The 19793-nt window shown below is 60.6% G+C and carries 19 protein-coding genes; 11 read left to right on the forward strand and 8 right to left on the reverse strand.

The window, feature by feature from the left end; all coding sequences use genetic code 11:
* Positions 1-231 precede the first annotated feature (231 nt).
* Entirely contained in the window at positions 232-1584 is a 1353-nt protein-coding gene (locus I6J72_RS07945) for an FAD-dependent oxidoreductase (RefSeq protein WP_204098799.1), read from the forward strand.
* Between the two features lie 212 nt (positions 1585-1796).
* On the opposite strand, the gene I6J72_RS07950 is transcribed toward I6J72_RS07945, so the two are convergent.
* Together I6J72_RS07950 and I6J72_RS07955 are read right to left on the reverse strand one after the other, a co-directional pair.
* Positions 1797-3164 carry a phosphomannomutase/phosphoglucomutase gene (locus I6J72_RS07950; RefSeq protein ID WP_204098800.1) on the reverse strand — a complete coding sequence of 456 codons (1368 nt, stop codon included), beginning with the start codon at positions 3162-3164 and terminating at the stop codon, positions 1797-1799.
* A gap of 85 nt (positions 3165-3249) precedes the next feature.
* A complete protein-coding gene (locus I6J72_RS07955; RefSeq protein ID WP_082013898.1) occupies positions 3250-3693 on the reverse strand; it encodes a DUF3499 domain-containing protein in 444 nt (147 codons plus the stop codon).
* Between the two features lie 93 nt (positions 3694-3786).
* Between I6J72_RS07955 and I6J72_RS07960 the strand changes: the two genes are divergently transcribed.
* A complete protein-coding gene (locus tag I6J72_RS07960) occupies positions 3787-4257 on the forward strand; it encodes a metallopeptidase family protein (RefSeq protein WP_204098801.1) in 471 nt (156 codons plus the stop codon).
* Positions 4258-4340: 83 nt separating this feature from the next.
* On the opposite strand, the gene I6J72_RS07965 is transcribed toward I6J72_RS07960, so the two are convergent.
* Positions 4341-4589 (reverse strand): WhiB family transcriptional regulator, encoded by a 249-nt coding sequence (locus I6J72_RS07965; protein WP_005528147.1) that lies wholly within the window; start codon positions 4587-4589, stop codon positions 4341-4343.
* 353 nt (positions 4590-4942) lie between these two features.
* Here I6J72_RS07965 and I6J72_RS13205 point away from each other — a divergent pair, with 353 nt between their 5' ends.
* Positions 4943-5065, forward strand: a complete 123-nt coding sequence (locus tag I6J72_RS13205; RefSeq protein ID WP_255562215.1) for a hypothetical protein — start codon at positions 4943-4945, stop codon at positions 5063-5065.
* Between the two features lie 31 nt (positions 5066-5096).
* Here I6J72_RS13205 and I6J72_RS07970 read toward each other — a convergent pair whose 3' ends face one another.
* Positions 5097-6191: a sugar phosphate nucleotidyltransferase gene (locus tag I6J72_RS07970; RefSeq protein WP_204098802.1), complete on the reverse strand. Its 1095-nt coding sequence runs from the start codon at positions 6189-6191 to the stop codon at positions 5097-5099.
* A gap of 54 nt (positions 6192-6245) precedes the next feature.
* The gene (locus I6J72_RS07975) at positions 6246-7157 is read right to left on the reverse strand and encodes a glycosyltransferase family 2 protein (protein ID WP_204100483.1); all 912 of its coding nucleotides are present in this window, start codon (positions 7155-7157) and stop codon (positions 6246-6248) included.
* Positions 7158-7210: 53 nt separating this feature from the next.
* Between I6J72_RS07975 and I6J72_RS07980 the strand changes: the two genes are divergently transcribed.
* From I6J72_RS07980 to I6J72_RS07990, 3 genes are read left to right on the forward strand one after another with little or no spacing between them, the layout of a single operon-like run.
* Positions 7211-8863 (forward strand): LCP family protein, encoded by a 1653-nt coding sequence (locus I6J72_RS07980; RefSeq protein ID WP_204098803.1) that lies wholly within the window; start codon positions 7211-7213, stop codon positions 8861-8863.
* A 45-nt stretch (positions 8864-8908) separates the two neighbouring features.
* Complete coding sequence (locus tag I6J72_RS07985) at positions 8909-9595, forward strand: TIGR03089 family protein (RefSeq protein ID WP_204098804.1); 687 nt, start codon at positions 8909-8911, stop codon at positions 9593-9595.
* 24 nt (positions 9596-9619) lie between these two features.
* Complete coding sequence (locus I6J72_RS07990; protein ID WP_204098805.1) at positions 9620-10342, forward strand: sulfite exporter TauE/SafE family protein; 723 nt, start codon at positions 9620-9622, stop codon at positions 10340-10342.
* Between the two features lie 101 nt (positions 10343-10443).
* On the opposite strand, the gene I6J72_RS07995 is transcribed toward I6J72_RS07990, so the two are convergent.
* Together I6J72_RS07995 and I6J72_RS08000 are read right to left on the reverse strand one after the other, a co-directional pair.
* Complete coding sequence (locus I6J72_RS07995; RefSeq protein ID WP_115021349.1) at positions 10444-11376, reverse strand: type IV toxin-antitoxin system AbiEi family antitoxin domain-containing protein; 933 nt, start codon at positions 11374-11376, stop codon at positions 10444-10446.
* Positions 11377-11554: 178 nt separating this feature from the next.
* A complete protein-coding gene (locus I6J72_RS08000) occupies positions 11555-12436 on the reverse strand; it encodes a LysR family transcriptional regulator (RefSeq protein WP_239107271.1) in 882 nt (293 codons plus the stop codon).
* Between the two features lie 130 nt (positions 12437-12566).
* Between I6J72_RS08000 and I6J72_RS08005 the strand changes: the two genes are divergently transcribed.
* The 5 genes from I6J72_RS08005 (at position 12567) to I6J72_RS08025 (ending at position 18920) form a co-directional block, all read left to right on the forward strand.
* Positions 12567-14213, forward strand: coding sequence for a thiamine pyrophosphate-dependent enzyme (locus I6J72_RS08005; RefSeq protein ID WP_204098806.1), 1647 nt, complete (start codon positions 12567-12569; stop codon positions 14211-14213).
* 12 nt (positions 14214-14225) lie between these two features.
* Positions 14226-15563: an aromatic amino acid transport family protein gene (locus I6J72_RS08010; RefSeq protein ID WP_204098807.1), complete on the forward strand. Its 1338-nt coding sequence runs from the start codon at positions 14226-14228 to the stop codon at positions 15561-15563.
* 13 nt (positions 15564-15576) lie between these two features.
* Positions 15577-16617, forward strand: coding sequence for a histidinol-phosphate transaminase (locus I6J72_RS08015; RefSeq protein ID WP_204098808.1), 1041 nt, complete (start codon positions 15577-15579; stop codon positions 16615-16617).
* A gap of 143 nt (positions 16618-16760) precedes the next feature.
* Complete coding sequence (locus I6J72_RS08020) at positions 16761-18137, forward strand: NAD-dependent succinate-semialdehyde dehydrogenase (protein WP_204098809.1); 1377 nt, start codon at positions 16761-16763, stop codon at positions 18135-18137.
* Positions 18138-18146: 9 nt separating this feature from the next.
* Positions 18147-18920: a nuclear transport factor 2 family protein gene (locus I6J72_RS08025; protein ID WP_204098810.1), complete on the forward strand. Its 774-nt coding sequence runs from the start codon at positions 18147-18149 to the stop codon at positions 18918-18920.
* A 139-nt stretch (positions 18921-19059) separates the two neighbouring features.
* On the opposite strand, the gene I6J72_RS08030 is transcribed toward I6J72_RS08025, so the two are convergent.
* On the reverse strand, positions 19060-19617 hold the full coding sequence (locus tag I6J72_RS08030; protein ID WP_239107274.1) for a transposase: 558 nt from the start codon (positions 19615-19617) through the stop codon (positions 19060-19062).
* Between the last annotated feature and the right edge of the window lie 176 nt (positions 19618-19793).

Raw genomic sequence — 19793 nt, forward strand, 5'->3', positions numbered from 1 at the left:
AGTCTGCTGCCTTTCGTCGGTTAGTGAAAACCTACCGGTCTAGGAGAAACAGACAAAGCAGTCTTTTTTATTTTCTGAGCAATATGCAAAGCACGCTGCGTCTATGCCACAATGATCTCCGAATGTAATTAGGCATAGTTGCCCTACAGCAGACAAGCCGGTTCAATAAAGCCCACACTTGTTAAAGAACTAAGCTTTCGATAGTTAGTACAACACTCCGAAAGGTCATCCATGACTCAGCAGCCCCTGAAAGTAGCCGTCATCGGCGCCGGCCCAGCCGGCATTTACGCATCCGACATCCTGGTGAAGAAAACCGGCGGCAACGTTCAGATCGATCTCATCGAGCAGATGCCCGCACCGTTTGGCCTCATCCGCTACGGCGTGGCGCCGGACCACCCGCGCATTAAGGGCATTGTCAACTCCCTGCACCGCGTGCTTGATTCCGAACAGATCCGTCTGCTGTCCAACATCACTGTGGGCCGCGATGTTACTGTCGCCGAGCTCGAGGAGTACTACGACGCTATCGTCTTCGCTACCGGCGCCGTCGGCGACTTGGGTATGACCATCCCTGGCTCCGACCTCGAGGGCGTGCATGGCGCAGGCGAGTTCGTCGGCTTCTACGACGGCAACCCGCGCTTCGAGCGTTCCTGGGACCTCTCCGCCACCGACGTCGCTGTGATTGGCGTGGGCAACGTGGGCCTGGACGTGGCCCGCATCCTGGCCAAGACTGGCGACGAGCTTAAGGAAGCCACCGAGATCCCCGATAACGTCTACGAGTCCCTGGCTAAGAACCAGGCCACCACCGTGCGCGTCTTCGGCCGCCGCGGTCCGGCGCAGGCCAAGTTCACCCCCCTGGAGCTCAAGGAGCTCGACCACTCCCCGACCATCAACGTGGTCGTGGACCCAGAGGACATCGACTACGACGAAGCCTCCCTCAAGGCTCGCGAAGAGGCCAAGTCCTGCGACTTGGTGTGCCAGACCCTGGAGGGCTACGCCATCCGCGAGCCCAAGGATGCCCCGCACACCCTGCAGATTCACCTCTTCGAGCAGCCGGTTGAGTTCATCGGCGAAAACGGCAAGGTTACTGCCGTGAAGACCGAGCGCACCGCACTCAACGGCGATGGCTCCGTCTCCGGCACCGGTAAGTTCACCGAGTGGCCGGCGCAGGCCGTCTACCTGGCCGTGGGCTACCGCTCCGATGCCATCGAAGGCGTGCCTTTCAACACGCAGAAGAACGTCATCAACAACGACGGCGGCCACGTCGTCGATCTCGACGGCACCATCGTGCCGGGCCTCTACACCACCGGTTGGATCAAGCGCGGTCCGGTGGGGCTCATCGGAAACACCAAGTCCGACGCCACGGAGACCATCGGCATGTTGCTTGACGACGCCGAAGCGGGCAACCTCTCCCACGACCGCGAGGAGGACATCGTCGAGCTCTTCAAGTCCAAGGGCCTGGAGCACCTGACCTGGGAGGGCTGGAAGAAGCTCGACGCCGCCGAGCGTGCCCTGGGTGAGGCCGAGGGCCGCGAGCGCAAGAAGTTTGTCGAGTGGGAAGAGATGGTCACCCACTCGCGCGACTAGGCTGCTGTCTCAAGGCTGGGCCCACAGCCCCGACGGCAGTTCCTCGCCGCCAACGGCAAGGCCTCCTGAACTAAAACTGCCCTATCTGACGAAACTCTCGCCTCCGCCACAATTAACGCGGAGAAGATCGTCAGTTAGGGCAGTTCTTGTCTCAAGTACTGCGTGTGAAGGCCGTGCCTCAAGGGCCTAGCGTGACGACATACGCCCTCACGCTAGGCGCGGATGATGGCGAGGACCTCGTCGACGATGGCCTGCACCTCGTCGGCGGTCTTTGCTTCAACATTGAGGCGCAGCAGCGGCTCGGTGTTGGAGGCACGCACGTTGAACCACGCATCGGTACCCTTGAGCTGCACGGTCACACCATCCAGCTCGTCGACGGACTCAATCTTGTCCGCCAGCTCATCCAGTACGCGCTGCGTCGTGGCCTTCTGATCCTCCACGGTGGAGTTGATTTCACCCGAGGCCTCGTAGCGCGAGTACTGCGCCATAAGCTCGCTCAACGGCTTGTCCTGCTCACCCAGAGCGGCGAGCACGTGCATAGCCGCGAGCATGCCAGAATCGGCATTCCAGAATTCCTGGAAGTAGTAGTGCGCGGAGTGCTCGCCTCCAAAGACCGCCTTCTCCTTGGCCATCTGAGCCTTGATGAAGGAGTGGCCGACGCGGGTGCGCACGGCCTTGCCGCCCTTCTCCGCGATGAGCTCCGGAACGGTCTTCGAGGTAATCAGGTTATGGATCACCGTGGAGCCCGGGAACTTGTCCAAGTAGCGCTCCGCCACCAGGGCGCAGATGGCGGACGGCGAGACCGGCTGGCCCTTCTCATCCACCACGAAGCAACGGTCGGCATCGCCATCGAAGGCAAGGCCGATATCCGCCTTCTGCTCCACGGTGAACTTTTGCAGATCCACCAGGTTCTTCGGATCGAGCGGATTAGCCTCGTGATTCGGGAAGGTGCCGTCCAGCTCAAAGTAAAGATCGCGGACGTCGAAAGGCAGGCCCTCAAAGACCGCCGGGACGGTGTGTCCGCCCATGCCGTTGGCAGCGTCGACAGCCACGACGAGTGGGCGGGAGCCCTCCAGCGGCACCAAGCCACGCAGGAAGGCGGCATAGTCTCCCAGCACCTCACGCTCGGTGATGGTACCCGGCTCGCCGTCGTAGGCCGGGGTGCCGTCGATGAGCATGTCCTTGATCTGCTCCAGACCGGTCTCTTGGCCTACCGGCACAGCCCCGGCCCGGCAGAGTTTGATGCCGTTGTACTTCGCCGGGTTGTGGGAGGCGGTAAACATGGCACCCGCGCAGTTGAGGTCACCAGCAGCAAAGTAGAGCTCATCGGTAGAGGTCAGGCCCAGCATAATGACGTTCACGCCTTGTGCCGCAGCACCTTCGGCGAAGGCTGCTGCCAGCTGCGGGGAAGACGGGCGCATGTCATGGCCCACCGCCAGGGTTTTCTCGCCTTCGCCGCGCAGGATGGCCGCATAAGCTGCGCCGTTATCCCGCACGAAGGTTTCGTCGATGTCCTCGCCCACAACGCCACGGACGTCATAAGCCTTGATCACTGCATTGAGCTGTTCACGAGTTCGCATAGCCCTACAGCATACTCATGTCCTCTGGCACCTCTGCGCTGGGAAACACGGTGGATAAGGAAACCTACGAGGCACGCGCCGAGCGCTAGTCGGCGTCTGGCACCACCGTCAGGTGCGCGCGGCGGCGTTGGCGGGCGTCGTGGACTCGCCGGGTGCGAAAGACCGGATGGTTGGAGTTGCGTGGATCCGCGCCGTCGAAGGTGGCGGAGTAGTCGATGGGGTCAGCTCCGGAGCCGGTCGTGGAGTCGTCGACAAGCCCGGTGGTCACGCGGCCAGCCTCGCGCACGGCCTCAGCCAGAGCGGTGAGGTCATCATCCTCATCGAGCTCGATGCGATCCACACGGACCATCTCCCACCCTTGGGGCGCAGTGATGCGCTCGCTGTGCTTCTCGCACAGGTCCCATGCATGGGGATCAGTATCTTCAGACAGTGGGCCCACAACGGCGGTTTGCTGGGCGTAAGCATAGGTCAACGTAGCCACGGCGGGACGGCCGCAGCCGGGGCGGGAGCAACGGCGGGAGCTATTCACGGCCCCAAGTCTAAACCCAAACTTGAGATTTCGATAGTCCTACACGGCGCGCCCCCTGCCCGAGCATCGCCACCGCGCCTTAAACTAAGCCGCATGAACACGCCCCGCCCCCACATCCGCCCGGCCCGCCACCGTCATGGCCGCGGCGCTCGCGGGCCGCTACTCCCCCATGCAATTCCCCGATACCGCAGCAGCGCTGAGCGCTTCGACATGGCTGTACTCGAAGCCTACGCGCCCATCCAAAACGCTTTCGCCGATCAGCTCGCTGGCCTAGACCTAGCCGTCGACACCGTACCCCGCATGCGCCTGTCCGCGGACATGACAGTCATGCCGGATGAGATCATTGCGGACGGTCCCGTCCCCTTGGGGCGCATCGTGCCTGCCGGAGTCGATTCAGCGGGGCAACCGACCCGCGCCCGCCTTGTCATCTTCCGCATGCCAGTGGAGGAGCGCGTGCGCTCAGCCCGGGAGCGCGAAGAATTGCTGTCCACTGTGCTCACCGCACTTGTGGCCAATTACCTCAATGTGGATCCAGAAGATATTGATCCGCGTTTTAGCTGGTAAAACACAACTCTCCCCCGCCACACCCTGCGGGAAGCAAAGTATGACGGGGGAGAGGGAGATGCTGCACTACCAGATCCGCTGCGCTAACCGATTTCACGTTTTAATCGGCGGCGCTCACGGTCTGACAGTCCACCCCAGATTCCAAAGCGCTCATCGTGCTCAAGCGCATATTCGAGGCATTCATCACGCACGGCGCAGGCCTGGCAAATGCGTTTAGCCTCACGCGTTGAGCCTCCCTTTTCCGGGAAGAAGGCTTCCGGATCCGTCTGGGCGCACAGCGCCTGATCTTGCCACTCCTGCTCGACGGCACCAAAGAGTTCATCGAGCGACATCTCTGCAGCAGCACCGCCACGGAGAATAGCGCTGTTATTCGTCGTATTGTCCACGCCGCTTCCTTTCTCCGAGGTCGTTTCTCTCTTCAAGTCGGTGGCACCGACCCTACACCGAATGTTGTTCTCGGTGCCGTGCCCGCCGTGCCGTTGATTACACTGATGTCATTTCACACCGGATCACTAAATATCGTCAACCTGTCGGGAGTCATTTTTCCGCAATCCCGGCAAAAACGCTGCACACGATCCTCAACTTTCACATCAGTCACAACACCCCAGCCATGGGGGTGAACATCGGGGGTACTACATGTAGTGGCTACCCCCTACCCTGTGAACAATTCCAAGGTTTCTCCGGCGTGTCGCCACCCACCCGCGCAGATCTCGTGGATCTCAACCGCACCACTAAAACCATCCGTCACGGCAAAAAGAGGCGCTGGGAAGGTATTTTCCCAGCGCCGAGGCTTGAAATCGTTGCGTAGGTACGTCTAAGCGCTAGCTACAGCTTTGCGCTTAGGCATCTGAACTGAAGCGCACTCCCGCATCCGGAAGGGTCACACCTGGGAAGACACGCATGCCACCCTGCAGCTCGCAGCGCGCACCAATCGTCGCGCCTTCACCGATGACGCAGTTATCGATGTGCGCATTAGCTCCGATGTGCGCACCCGAAGCGATGATGGAATTGCTAATGATGGCGCCCGGCTCAATGGTCACCCCATCGAAGACCACGGTGCCATCAAGGCGCGAACCCGCGCCGATGACCGAGCCACGCCCCACAGCCGTGCCAGAGAGCAACAGCACGCCACCCGCAATGCCGGCGGATTCATCCACCACAGACTCACCGGTGCGACCGGTCAGCAGCGGCGAGTGCGCAATGCCGCGCACTAGATCAGAAGAACCGCGCACGAAGTCATCCGGGCGGCCCATATCGCGCCAGTAGGAGTTGTCCACGTGGCCCACGACCAGGTGACCGGACTCCAGGAGCTGCGGGAAAGTCTCACGCTCAACGGAGACCACGCGATCAGCCGGGATGGTCTCAATAACCTCCCGCTTGAACACGTAGCAGCCGGCGTTAATCTGGTTCGTCGGCGGATCCTCGGTCTTCTCCAAGAAGGCCGTTACTCGCCCATTGGAGTCTGTAGGAACGCAACCAAACGCGCGCGGGTCCGCCACGTTCAGCAGATGCATCGTGACGTCGGCCTGCTTCGAGTGGTGTGTATCGAGGATGCCGTTCAAGTCCATGCCGGAGAGCACGTCGCCGTTGAACACCATGACGGTGTCGTGGCGCAGCTTGTCGTAGACGTTGCGGATACCACCACCGGTGCCCAGCGCGGTCTCCTCCACCACGTACTCAATCTCCAGGCCCATATCGGAGCCATCGCCGAAGTACTCCTCAAAGACCTCAGCCTTAAAGGACGTGGAGAGCACAACGTGCTCGATTCCGGCCTCCTTGATACGGGCCAGAAGGTGCTGGAGGAAGGGGTAGTTGGCCGTCGGCAGCATGGGCTTCGGCGTGCCAATCGTCAGCGGGCGCAGGCGGGTGCCGCGGCCTCCCACCAGAATGACGGCATCGGCCGTCGATCCCCACTGGGGTGCTGATTCAGTCATATCGATCCTTAAACTCTCACAGATAAGTTACCGTTAGTGTATAGGCCACGAGCCCTAGGAACCGTCACGGCACGCGCTCAAAGCCAGCCCACGTAACCGCAATCCCAGCCACAGCGCTGCGCGGAGGGGCGCCTCGAACCAATGCGGGTACCGATCTGCCTGGAAACGGTAGGCGGAGTCATGGTGCGCTCGTAGCATCGCGCCGCGGTGCGCCTTCGTCGAATGGCCTTTGGCGTGCGTAATGACCGCCGACGGGCAGAAAATATTGCTCCACCCGGCCCGAGTGAAGCGATCACCCAAGTCCACGTCTTCCATATACATGAAGTAGCGCTCATCAAAGCCACCAATGGCATCGAAAGCGTCCCAGCGCACCAAGAGACAGGAGCCAGAGAGCCATCCAGCTGTACGCTCGCTGCTCATGTCCGCATCATTGCGGTAGGCCTTCGACCACGGGTTGGAAGGCCACACCGTTCCGAAAAACGCGTGGCCAATTCCAGTGCTCAGCGTCGGCACCGCACGTGCCGAGGGGTAGTTCGTGCCATCCGGCTCCACGATGCGCGGGCCCACCGCCGCAGCCTGAGGATGGCGGCGTGCGCAGGCGATGAGCTCGTCTAAGGAGCCCTCACTAAACGTCACATCCGGGTTAGCAATGAGGAAGAACTCTTCATCCACTCCCCGTGTACGCGCAAAACGTGCGCCCGCGTTCATGCCAGCACCATAGCCACTGTTTCCTCCAGTATCGAGGAATTCCACGTCCTCATGATCCCGCGCGGCGGCTTCGGGCACACCATCCGTGGAGCCATTGTCGGCGAGGATGGTGAGGGTTGGGTGGGACGTCGCCAAGCACAGCGAGGATAAAAAGTCACTAAGGTAGCGGCCCGGGGAGAACGTCACCGTGACCACTGCCAGGGGTTTGCGTAATTCTTTCACGATGGCATCGAGCGTACCCAACGGCGACGCGCGCACGCGCACGCGACACTGCTTCACGTTTTCGGCACCTACTCCCTTAAACTATTGCCGTGACTTCCCCGAACTCCCCGCGCGCCGCCCGCCATATCCAGGCCGCGCCGTCGCAGTCCGCGCCCGCTACCCAGCACGGCTCCACGCCGGTGAAGGCCCTCGTAGCTTTCCTTTCCGCCGTGGTCCTCGTGCTCTCCGGCGTGGGCTACTTCACCGTGGGCAAGTTGGGCAATGACATCTCTTCAGCGTCCAATTTGGCCCTGGGCAACGATGGTGGATTCAAGGACAAAGGCATTGATGGTGCTGTGGATATCCTGCTCGTGGGCAAGGATTCCCGCACCGACGCCAAGGGCAATCCCCTATCTGAGCAGGAGCTTGCGGACCTGCATGCCGGCGTGGATGAGGGCGAGGAGAATACGGACACCATCATGGTCATCCGCATTCCGAACGACGGCTCCCGTGCCACGGCCGTGTCCATCCCGCGTGATACGTATGTGCACGACAGCGAATTTGGCAACACCAAAATCAACGCTGTCTTTGCGCTGCACAAGTCCGCGAAGATGGAGGAGCTGCAGCAGGAGAATGCCGAGGCGGAGGCCTTGGGGAAGAAGCCGCCGCATACGGAAAAGGAGATGGAGAAGGCCAGTACTGAGGCTGGCCGCGCCGGCCTAATTTCCATGGTGCGCACCCTCACTGACGTCAGCGTCGATCATTATGCCGAGGTGGGCCTGCTGGGCTTCGTGCTGCTTACCGACGCCGTCGGGGGCGTCGACGTCTGCCTCAACGACGATGTGGACGACCCGATGTCCGGCGCGAAGTTCCCGAAGGGCCGCCAAACCCTGCAGGGAGCTGAAGGCCTGTCTTTCGTACGCCAGCGCTACGAGCTCCCGCGCGGCGACCTCGACCGTATCGTGCGCCAGCAGGCCTACATGGCCTCCTTGACATCGAAGGTCCTGGATTCTGACACTCTGACCTCGCCCGCCAAGCTCAATAAGATTGCCGATGCAGTCGAGCGTTCCGTCGTCATTGACAACGACTGGGACATCATGGGCTTCGTAACCCAGCTCGCGGGTCTGGCCGGCGGCAACGTCACCTTTACGACGATCCCGGTGACCTCTATTTCTGGCACCGGCGATTACGGCGAGTCTGTCGTTACCATCGACGCGGCCGAGGTGCATCGCTTTATGGATGATCTGGCTAAGTCCCAAGAAGCTGCGGAAGACGACAAAAAATCCGAGGAAGCTGCCACGGACGAGGCCGCCAATGACGGTGAGAAACCCGTGGCTGAGGGCCTCAATCTCCACGTGCTCAACGCTGGCACGATTGACGGCATGGCCGGTGGCATTGGCACATGGCTCAAGAACGTGGGCTATACCGTCGAGCGCACGGCCAATGCGCAGTCCGGTATCTACGCCGAATCCCAGGTCGTGGCTGCGGATGCCAACGACGAGCGTGCCCTCGCCCTGGCTGAGCAGCTCGGTGGATTGCCGGTCACCGCGAACGAGGAGCTTGAACCGGATACTTTCATCGTCGTCGCTACCGATGATTACGCGGGCCCAAAGGATGACTCCGCCATGGAGCAAGAAGCTGAAGCGGAATCGAACCAGGTGGCCGAGGACCAGCAGGTAGGTACCCCAGGCGATGACTTTGGCACTGCTGAGGTGGCGCCGGAAATTGACGCCGGTGGCGACGGCCCGCGCTGCGTGAACTAAAGACCCCGTGGCGGGCTTCGTGCCCGCCACCTACGATGGGCGGACATGGAACTCCTTCAGCATCTCCTGTCCGCCGATGCCTCCGCACCGCGCCTGAGCGTCTATAACGAGGCCGACGGCACGCGCATGGACTTCTCGGCGCAAACGCTGGAGAACTGGACCTCCAAGATTGCCAACATGCTGCTGGAGGAGCTCGATCTTGAGCCAGACTCGGACTCCCGCATTCTCATCGACCTTCCGGTCTCCTGGCAGGCAGCCGTCATCGCCCTCGGCGCACTCGCTGCCGGAGTCCCCTTCGACGTCACCGATGGGGCGGCTGCCATGCAGCCGCCCGCCGACGAGATTGCCGTGGTGTTCACCTCCCCCGAGGCCTTTAGCGAAGGCTCCAGAATCTCCGGCGCCGATACCGTACTCGTAACCCAGGACCCCTTCGGGCGCGGCGTCGTGGAAAGCGGTGGTGAGCTGCCCGTCGGCACCATTGACTTCGGCCCAACGGTTCGCTTCTACGGCGATCACTTCTACGGCACCACTACGCCATTACCGGAGCTTTTCCCCGCCGACTTAGGCGCTGAGCGCGTGCTGTCCCCAGGGTGGAGCGATACTGCCTCTTTCCAGCGTTCGGTACTGGAACCGCTCGCTGCGGGCGGCTCCGCCGTCATTGTGGCGGGCCTGTGCTCGGCGGACCGTTTGGAGGAGATCGCGGACAACGAGAAGGTCACCGTCCGCGCCTAGGCGGCGCCGTGAGATAGTGGCGCAATGTTCAGCTGGCTCTACGTCTTCATCGGTGTGCTCATCCTCGTGGGCACAATCTGCCAGGGCACCATCGGATTTGGGCTGGGCACCATCGCCACCCCTATCTTGGCGCTCATCAAACCGGAGCTAGTCCCCACGCTCATTCTCCTACTGGCTTTCGTCATCTCCACGACCACCATGCTCAAAGCCCGCACCGCGGTGTCCTGGGACATCGTGGCTATTTCCTCCATCGCGCGCATCCCTGGTTCACTCGCCGGCGCATGGGCCATTGCCTCCCTGTCCCACCGCGGGCTGTCCATTTTCATCGGTTGCGCCGTCATCTTCGCCATGACCTTGTCCAGCCTCGGCTGGTCACCCAAGCGCACCACGACCAACCTTGCGGTGGCCGGCGTTGCTTCCGGATTCCTGGGCACTTCGACTTCCATCGGTGGCCCGCCCATAGCACTAGTGCTTAAAGGCTATGACCCCGCCCGCGTGCGCGGCACCCTGTCGGGCACGTTCATCATCGGATGCACCATCTCACTAGCCATCTTGGGGTTAAGCGGGCAAATTACCGGCCTGCAGCTCACTGCCGCCGCAGCCTACCTGCCGGTGGCCATCGTGGGGCTCATCGCCGCCAGCTACCTCAACCGCTTCATCAACGCCAAGGTACTCAACCGCATCGTGCGAGTGGTGGCCATCAGCGCGGCCTTGGCGCTCATTGTTGAGGGGATCGTTGCAACCTAGCGTCCGCACCCTGCTGTCGGGCTCAAATGCCAGGATCACGCTCCACACTGCCCGATCTGCCAAAAACACCGCCTCCGGTTCAAGATCTGGCAATAACTTCGTCAACTAGGGCAGTTAGGTGGCTGTGGGAAGTCGGGAGGTTCAGGCAAGTCCGGCGGAAGATACCCCAAGTGCTCGCTGTACTCCCAGGGCTTTGGTTTGGGCGGCAACACTCCCTCGTGCCAGAAGCCGATGAACTTGAAATAGCGCTTCTCAAAATCCGGATTCCTGGCATTGGCTATCTGGTCGATGACATAGTCCAGGTGGTGCGCCACGCAATGACCTGTGTAGCGCAGCGTTAGCCACCCAATCAGTACACCTTCGTTGTTTTTCCAGTGGTCCCGCAGCCATGCCTCTTGCTGGGAATGAAATTTCATCCCGTTGATTTCTACTGCAACTTTGAGCTCTGGGAGCACAATGTCCCAGGTGTAATGGCCGATAACAACGTTGCACTCAACCTTGAGCCCACGCCTTTTCAATCCCTTGGCCACCTTGACCTCCGCACCAGAGTCCGTGAACAAAGCGGCCTGCTCCAGCATCCGTTGACTTGCAACAGGGGTGACCTTGAGTGCTTCGCGGTGATTATCCAGGCGCGCCCGCCCGGCCTTTGAGGAATAGATGGACTCAAAAACGCGAATTCCCAGTTCAGGACTAACTTTCTTCATTGCGACAAGAGGATTAAGGACCCGGATCCCAGACAAGGTAACAAAGCTTTCGACACTCACCCGCGAGTGCACATAGAAGGTTGATGTCGGCATTCTCTCCACACTGGCGAGCTTCAGTGGAAAAGTGACAGTCTCGCCAAGGAGTACCTGAGCAGCCGTTGTACCTGTCGCCTTAAGGAATGGCCGGTGCTCCTGTAACAGCTTCAATAGTTCTAATGCCTCGGGCCTGCCCCATACGTAGAGCCCCTTGGCAAGACGCGTAATCTCTCCTCGGCGCACCCGAGTTGCAAGCGCACCTTTAGATAAGCCGCGCACAATGCCGTGTTTCATGTCATCCCCCCGGATAGCTCGGCCCCAAGCTAACACGGCGCACCGCTGAGCGCAGAGCAACTGCCTTTCCTGCCAAAGTTACCGCCTCTGCCTCAAGATCCAGCCAGATCTTTGGCAACAAGGGCAGTTGTATCCACCGCACACTAGGAGTGCACCGCCCAGCGCCAAGAAAACAGCTCTAGCGAAGAGAGCCCTCAATAAAACTGCGAAACCGCCGGGCAATCTGCGCAATCTCCTTCCCCGCATAGTGTCCTGGCGACCAGGCCGCCACCAGTGGCACCCCACCCAGAGCCTTTCCGCCGTCAACTACGTCGAAGCCGACCAGCCGCGCCGGCTGCAGCTCTGTCATCAGGGCCACGGCCTGGCCTGAGCGGGCTAAGGCACTCAAGGTTGCGGTGTCATCGCACTCGACGTGAAAGCCGAGGCTCAAGCCTGCCCTTCCAATAAAGGAATCAAGCACTCCACGAGAAACACTACTGCGCGACGGCAAAGCGAGGCGCTCGTGCAGCAAGCGGGCCACCTCCACGCTGGTCGAACCCGCGCACTCCAATGCCAGAGGATGGCTTGGCGGGACCCAAGCCCGAACGGGAACAGATCCCAGTGGCAGTGAGGTCACATCAGGCCCCGGCGGAATGGGAGCAATGACCAGGTCGGCGGTGCCTTCCAATGCGGCGAACACATCGTAGTGCGACACCGGAAACGTGGTGAGCAAGGGAATAGAGGAACCGGCTGCCTCAATGAACGGTGCGAGCAAGGTGGAGATTGTTGTTGGCGTCGCCGCTACCCGCAGTGCGGCGACATGCCCAGATCGCAGGGCCTCCACCGACCGCCCAGCACGCGCGGATTCAGCGAGGAGACGGCGGCAGGTCGGGATGAGGGCGTGTGCTGCATCGCTCAGTGCTAGTGAGGACCCAGCCCGCACGAAAAGCTCCAAGTCGAGTTCCTTCTCAAAGCGCCGCAGTTGCCGGCTCAGCGCCGGCTGGGTTATTCCAAGGCGTGCCGCGGCTGCGGTCACCGTGCCGGCGTCCGCGAGCGCGAGAAAGTATGTGGCTTTCACCATGTCCATTCCCCTACTTTTAGCACGCTTCATGCCTTCAAGGCATAGGTTTCCAACTTTCCAGGCATTAGACAACATGACATCACCAAAGAATAATGAGACCACCACCACAACAACTCCAGGGAGGTCCTCCATGTCACACGTCGGCGCCGCCATTGCCGAATCCCTCGCCGCCCACGGCGTGAGCCGCGCATTCCTCGTTCCCGGTGAAAGCTTCTTGCCCGTCCTCGATGGGCTTTATGACAGCCCCGTTGAGGCCATCGTTACCCGCCAGGAAGGCGGCGCCTCCTACATGGCGGAGGCACACGGCAAGGCTACGGGCCAGCCTGGCGTTGCCATGGTGACCCGCGGCCCCGGCGCGGCCAACGCCTTCGTGGGCATCCACACCGCCTGGCAGGATGCCACCCCGCTCGTCCTCTTCGTGGGACTTATCCCCCACGCCGACCGCGACCGCGAGTCCTTCCAGGAATTTGACCCCAAGGCCTGGTTCGGCACCCAGGCCAAGCAGGTCTTCGTCCTCGATGACCCGTCGCGCGCCTCCCGCGTCGTGGCCGAGGCTTTCTTCCAGGCACAGCAGGGCCGCCCCGGCCCCGTCATCGTAGGCCTGCCCGAGGACATCCTGCACCGCGAGTTCACCGGCACCATCCACCCACCCATCCCGGTGTCCGAGGGCGCGCTTTCCGACGATCACCTGGATCTCCTCTCTCGCGAACTCAGCCAAGCAGAGCGTCCGTTAATTTTTGCCGGCGGTCCGCGCTGGACCCCGGAGGCCGCGGAAAAGATCGCTCGCTTCGCCGAAGAGCACCGTATTCCTATCATCCAGGACTTCCGCGCGGCTGACCGAGTACCTTTCAACTCCCCCGCCAATGCTGGCTGGTTGGGCTATGGACGCGATCCGCGCGCGGCGCAGCTCCTCGACGATGCCTCGCTCGTCATCGAAGTCGGTGCCGTTCTTGGTGATGTCCCCACCGACGGCTACACCCTGCGCCAGTCCCCGCAGGCACGCAACATCGCCATCAACCCCGATACCAGCTTGCGCGGCCACTCAGTGGCCCTCGAAGAGCACATCGTGGCGAGCCCCGTTGCCTTTGCGAACGCCCTGGAACGCCTGAACGTAGAGGGCGAAGAGAAGCGCGGCGAGTGGTTCGACACCGCCCACGCCAACCATCTTGAGTTCGCCACCCTCCCCGAGCCGGCAGACTACCGCCCCGGCAAGGACGGCACCGCCCACATGGAGGCCATCCTCGCAGCGCTCCATGAGCAGCTGCCTAAGGATTCCCTCTACACCTTCGGCGCTGGCAACCACTGCATCTGGGCGCAACAGTTCTTGCGCTCGACGATCTATCCCTCGCAGTTCAGCGTGCGCAATGGCTCCATGGGCTACTCCGTTCCAGCCGCGGTAGCCACCAAACTACAGTTCCCCGAGCGCACCGTGGTCACCATTGCTGGCGATGGCGAATACCTCATGAACGGCCAAGAGCTCGCCACCGCACTTCAGTACGGTGCCCCCTTCCTCATCATCGTCATGTCCAACGGCGAATTCGGAACCATTCGCGATCACCAGAAGAAGCACTTCCCCGATCGCGTCTCCGGCACGCAGTTGGTCAACCCCGACTTCGCGGCCGTCGCCCGCGGCTTCGGTGCTCACGGCGAACTCGTCACCGATGATTCTCAAGCACCGGAGGCCGTCGCCCGTGCGCTAGCCGCCATCCAGAAAGAAGGTATCCCCGCACTCATCAACGTCATCACAGACCAAGACCACTCCCTGCCCATCGAATAGAGGAGGCTCACCATGAGCACCACACACAATCCCCCGACAACATCGTCCGTGCCCGCCAGCGAGCTGAAAGAAGGTGAGCACCTCGTCGGTGATGATGTCGTGGCCAAGCAGCGCCCCGCTGCCTCTACTGCCTCGTGGATCATTACCCTCTTCGGCACCGCCGTGGGTGCTGGTATCCTCTTCCTGCCGCTCAACGCCGGTGGCTTCGGCTTCTGGCCGCTGGTCTTCGCCACCGTCTTCATCCTGCCGCTGGTGTACTTCTCCCACCGCACCTACGCGCGCATCGTGGCCGGCGCCCCAAAGGAAAACCACGGCAAGGACATCCTCGAGCTGGTCACCCAGTACCTAGGTAAAGGCTCTGGAGTCATCTTCGCCCTGTTGTATTGGATTACGGTCTTTTCCACCGTGCTTATTTATGGTGTCTCCATCACCAACGCCGTGGACAGCTTCATTGTGAACCAGCTCGGCGGCCCTTCGCTGAATCGCTGGCTGCTCGCCACGATCTGCGTTGGCATCATGACCGGTGGATTTGCCATCGGCCGCAAGCCCATGATCTGGCTGGCTCAGGTGCTGGTCTACCCTCTCATCATCGCGCTGGCGGTGACCTCCTTGTACCTCATCCCGCGCTGGGATCTCCAGAGCTTTATCCACTTCGACGACGGCGCCGATGGCTGGGGCCAGATGCTGAAAGGCATCTTCCTCATCCTGCCGGTGCTGGTCTTCTCCTTCTCCCACATGGCGGCGCTGTCTCAGTTCGCCATCGATATGCAGCCGCAGTACGGCGAGAAGACCGAAAAGCGCGTCTCCCGCACGGAGCTCTACACCGCCATCCTCCTCGTGGTGTTCACCATGTTCTTCGTGTGGTCCTGCGTCCTTGCCTTGGGCGCGGACGGCATGAATGAGGCGCTGGAACAAAACATTCCGGTGCTCTCCTACTTCGCCAACGTCACCGGCACACCGTTCATGGCGTATATGGCGCCCATCGTCGTTATCTGCGCCATCGTGTCCTCCTACTTCGGCCACATGCTCGGCACCGAAGAGGGCACGGAGTACCTGCTCAAGACCGCCGCGCCACAGCTGGCAGAGAAGATTTCGCACCGCAGTCTTCTCAACATCATCTACCTCATCGCCTTCGTGGGCACCACCCTCGTGGCAGTCTTCAACCCATCAATCATTTCCATGATTTCCGTGGTCTCCGGCGTGTTCGTGGCGTTCATCGTCTACATCGTGCCGGTCTACATGTTCAAGAAACTGGACGTCTACAAGAAATTCCGTAACGACCCCTGGAACTACTTCGTCTTCGGCATGGGCCTGCTGATTATGGCCGTGACCATCTGGGATCTGATTTAGAAAGGACGTGATTATGCTTCGCAATGATCTCTCGAGCTTCCCCGAATACAAGGTGGGCAAGGACTTCCCCAACGCGCTCAAGCTCTCCTCCAATGAGGTCCCCTTCCCTCCTGCGGAGGACATCATCGCCGCGGTTGCCGACGCCGCCCGCACCACCAACCGTTACCAACAGCCGGGCTCCCCGGAGCTCACCAACGCTCTGTGCAACTACCTGGGCGTGCCGGCGGATAATATCTTCGTCTCCGCGGGGTCCACGCCCATCCTGCAGGCCACCATCTTGGCGTCCTGCCACACCGGCGATGAGGTGATCGTGCCCTGGCGCAGCTTTGAGGCCTATCCCCTCTACGTGCGCATGGCCGGCGCGGAGCCGGTTCTGGTTCCGCTCACGGAGGATTACCGCGTCGATCTGGAAGCGGTGCTCGGCGCGCTGACGGAGAAGACCAAGCTCATCATCCTGTGCAACCCCAATAATCCGACGGGCACGGTCATCACGTGCGGTGAATTCCGCGCCTTCATGGACCGGGTGCCCAAGGATGTCGTCGTGCTGTTGGATGAAGCATATTGGGAGTACAACGACGCCCCCGATACCCCGGATTCAGTGGAGGAATACCAGCGCTACCCCAACCTGCTCGGCGTGCGCACCTTCTCCAAGGCGTGGGGTTTGGCCGGCATGCGCGTGGGCTACGCGGTGGCAGGCGAAGAGATCATCAACGCGCTGCGGCTGCTGTCCCTGCCGCTGACGGTGACCGCCATGGCGGAAACCGCCGCCGTGGAGGTGCTCAAGCGCCACGACGAGCTTGCCGACGCCGTCGAGATCACCAAAGCACAACGCGACCGCGTCTGCGCGGAGCTGGGTGCTGAGAAGTCCTACGGAAACTTTGTGTGGCTGCCGCGCGCGGATGCCGCGGAGGTGGAAACGAAGATGCTCGATGAAGGCGTGGTCATCCGCCGCTACCTCGACGAGGGCGTGCGCGTGTCCATCACCGATGAGGACGAGACCACCCAGTTCTTGGAGGCCTGGCGGCGCGCGGGCATTGAGCCCTGGAGGGGCTAGCTAGGGTTTCCGCAACAACTCTCGCTAAAACCATCTTGAAATTGAGATGCGCTCCATAGATTGAATAATTGTTGCCCTACATCACAACCGTCCGCATAATGGGAGGTGTTCTTATACGCACACTACAAACTGGAGGATGAACAATGTCCGGAATTCGCGTAGAAAACCCTGCAACTGGCGAGGTGCTCGAAACCTTTGACCACGTCACCGAGCAGGAAGCCCTTGCCGCTGTAGATACCGCACACGAGGCATTCCTCAGCTGGCGCGAGACCCCTATTGAGGAGCGCGCCAAAGTAGTTACCCGCGTTGCTGAGCTTTTCGAAGAGCGCAAGGACGAGTTGGCAGAAATCATTGCTACCGAAATGGGAAAGCCGATCTCCGAGGGCCTTGAGGAGGCCGAGTTCAGCAGTGCCATCTTTGGCTACTACGCAGATAACGGCCCGAAGTTCGCCGCCGATGAGGAAATCCCGGTGGAAATGGATGGAAAGGGCTATATCCAGCGCCTCCCCATTGGCGTCTTGCTTGGCATCATGCCGTGGAATTTCCCCTACTACCAGGTAGCGCGTTTCGCCGCCCCCAACCTCATGTTGGGCAACACCATCATCCTGAAGCACGCAGAGATTTGCCCGCGCTCCGCACTCGCCATCCAGAAGATCATGGATGATGCCGGCGTACCCAAGGGCGTCTATACCAACCTTTTCGCAACCCACGAGCAGGTAGAGAAGATCATCGAGCACAAGGGGCTGCGTGGTGTTTCGCTCACCGGTTCCGAGCGCGCCGGTGCCGCGGTGGGTGCTATCGCCGCGAAGAACCTCAAGAAGGCCGTACTGGAGCTGGGCGGTTCCGATCCTTACATCGTGCTCGACACGGATGACGTCAAACAAGCAGCTAAGGATGCGTGGGAAACCCGCATCTACAACACCGGTCAGGCTTGTAACTCCAACAAGCGCCTCATCGTCATGGATGACATCTATGACGAGTTCCTTGCAGAGCTGGTTGAGCTGGCTAAGGCCATGAAGCCGGGCACACCGCAAGAGGCTTCCGAGACCGTCTACACCCCACTGTCCTCACGCGGCGCTGCGGAGAACCTCAAGGATCAGATCGACCGCGCCGTGGCAGCCGGTGCCACCCTTCACGTCGGCGGTGAGCTCGTTGATGAGAAGTCCTCCTACTTCAGCCCCGCCGTGCTGAGTGACGTCCCTGTTGGCTCGGACATCTACTACGAGGAGCTCTTCGGCCCCGTCGCCACCGTATACAAGGTCAGCAGCGATGAAGAGGCACTGAAGCTGGCCAACGATACCCAGTACGGTCTCGGTGGTTGCGTCTTCTCCAAGGACGTCGAGCGAGCAGAAAAGGTTGCTCAGCGCTTGGAGGTTGGCATGTCCAACGTCAACACCTACGCGGCTGAGGGCGCCGAGGTGCCGTTCGGTGGCGTCAAGAACTCCGGCTATGGCCGCGAGCTGGGCCCCTACGGCATGGATGAGTTCGTCAACAAGCGCACCTACTTTGTGGCCAACTAAGGAGATTCCATGACTTCACTAGGAAACTTTGTCCTCGAGGTACACACCGCGCTTTTCGACGGCCACGATACCTCCGTCCTAGACAAGCACTTCGCCGATAACTTCGTGGAGCACTCTCCCCTCATCGCTAACGATGCAGAAGGCCTTAAGAAGTTCGTCACGGATCTGGGCGAGGGATTAAAGTACACCAACGCCCGAGTGATTGCCGATGAAGCAAACAACCTCGTCGCACTGCACGGTCGTTTTGACGGTATCGAAGATGAGCCCTTCGTCGGCTTCGACATTTATCGCGTCGAAGGTGACAAAATTGTCGAGCACTGGGACAACCTCGTTCCTAAGGCAGAGCCGAATGAAAGCGGCCGCACGCAGCTCGATGGCACCACCGATGTGGGAGATGAGAGCCTTACCGAGGAGAACCGTAAGTTCGTCATCAAATTCTTCGAGCGCTCGCTCATCGGCAGTGACTACTCCGGCTTCATCGACAACACACGCGATGATCAGTTTGCCCAGCACTCCCCCGATATCGCCGACGGCGCCCAAAACTGCGTCGATTTCCTCACCAAGCTGAAGGAGGACGGCGAAGGACTGGAGTACGAGCGCATCCACCGCACGATTGCGCAGGGACAGTTCGTTCTGACGCATTCCGAAGGAAGCATCGCTGGTGCGCGCCACTCCTACTGCGAGCTGTGGCGCGTTGAAGACGGCAAGCTCGTCGAAATGTGGGATGCCATTTCTGAGGTCCCCTCCGATAATGAGGCGCTTCATAGCCACGGCATCTTCTAAGCCATAACCTAGGTTGCACGCCAAAGGCTGGGCCACTCCTTGATACGGGAGTGGCCCAGCCTTTCACGTTTTCCACATAAGCCCGAAGCCCAGTAGCTCTAGAACCGAGTTGAGGCCGCAACTGTCCTATCTGCCAAAGTTATCGCCCCTGTTTCAGGCCCCACAATGGCTTTGAACTTGTTACTGAAGTTGGCTGGGTCGATGCTGTCGTCTTTTTTAATTCTTCCAGTTCTTTCTCTAACACCGCCTTTTCCGCTGATAGGCGTGCTGCCAGCTTCTTGAGTTCAGCCACATCATCTGGAAGCGATTTCTCAAAGGCTTTACGAGTGACAATGCCGGCAGAGCGTTTGCGTTCAGTTGCGCTCATCAAGCCCCACTTTCCTTCTTCGCGGAATCGTTGGGCCCAAGCATAGACGCTCATTTTCGAGTTCAACGAAAGCTCAGATGCGATGGCGTCAGGAGACATACCGGCGGTGAAGAGCTCAACGGCTTTGAGCTTTGTCGCAAGCTGGTAGCGCTTTAAGGTCGTACGCCGAATGGGGGCAGCTGGGGGTTCATCACGCTCTCTGATCCATCGATGGAGTGTCCAACGGCCTGGGTAGCCCAACTCACGAACGGTTTTGGTAGCAGATTGTGTTCTGTCGAATACCTCTAATGCCTTGAGCCGCTGGGTATCCGTGTATCGCACATTAGTCATACGGGAAATCCTCCAAGATTTCGTCCGCATCCCCTTTTGACCCTTAACCCGCCGCAGGCAACAGCGAAGGCCGCGGGATCACCAAACGCCCGCCTTCTACTTGGAAAGAAATAGAAGACGGGCGTTTCGCTTGGTGGTGAAGCTAGTGGCAACCGGGATTAACCGGCTGCCTTAAG

The organism is Corynebacterium sp. FDAARGOS 1242, assembly GCF_016889985.1.
Classification (GTDB): Bacteria; Actinomycetota; Actinomycetes; order Mycobacteriales; family Mycobacteriaceae; genus Corynebacterium; species Corynebacterium minutissimum_B.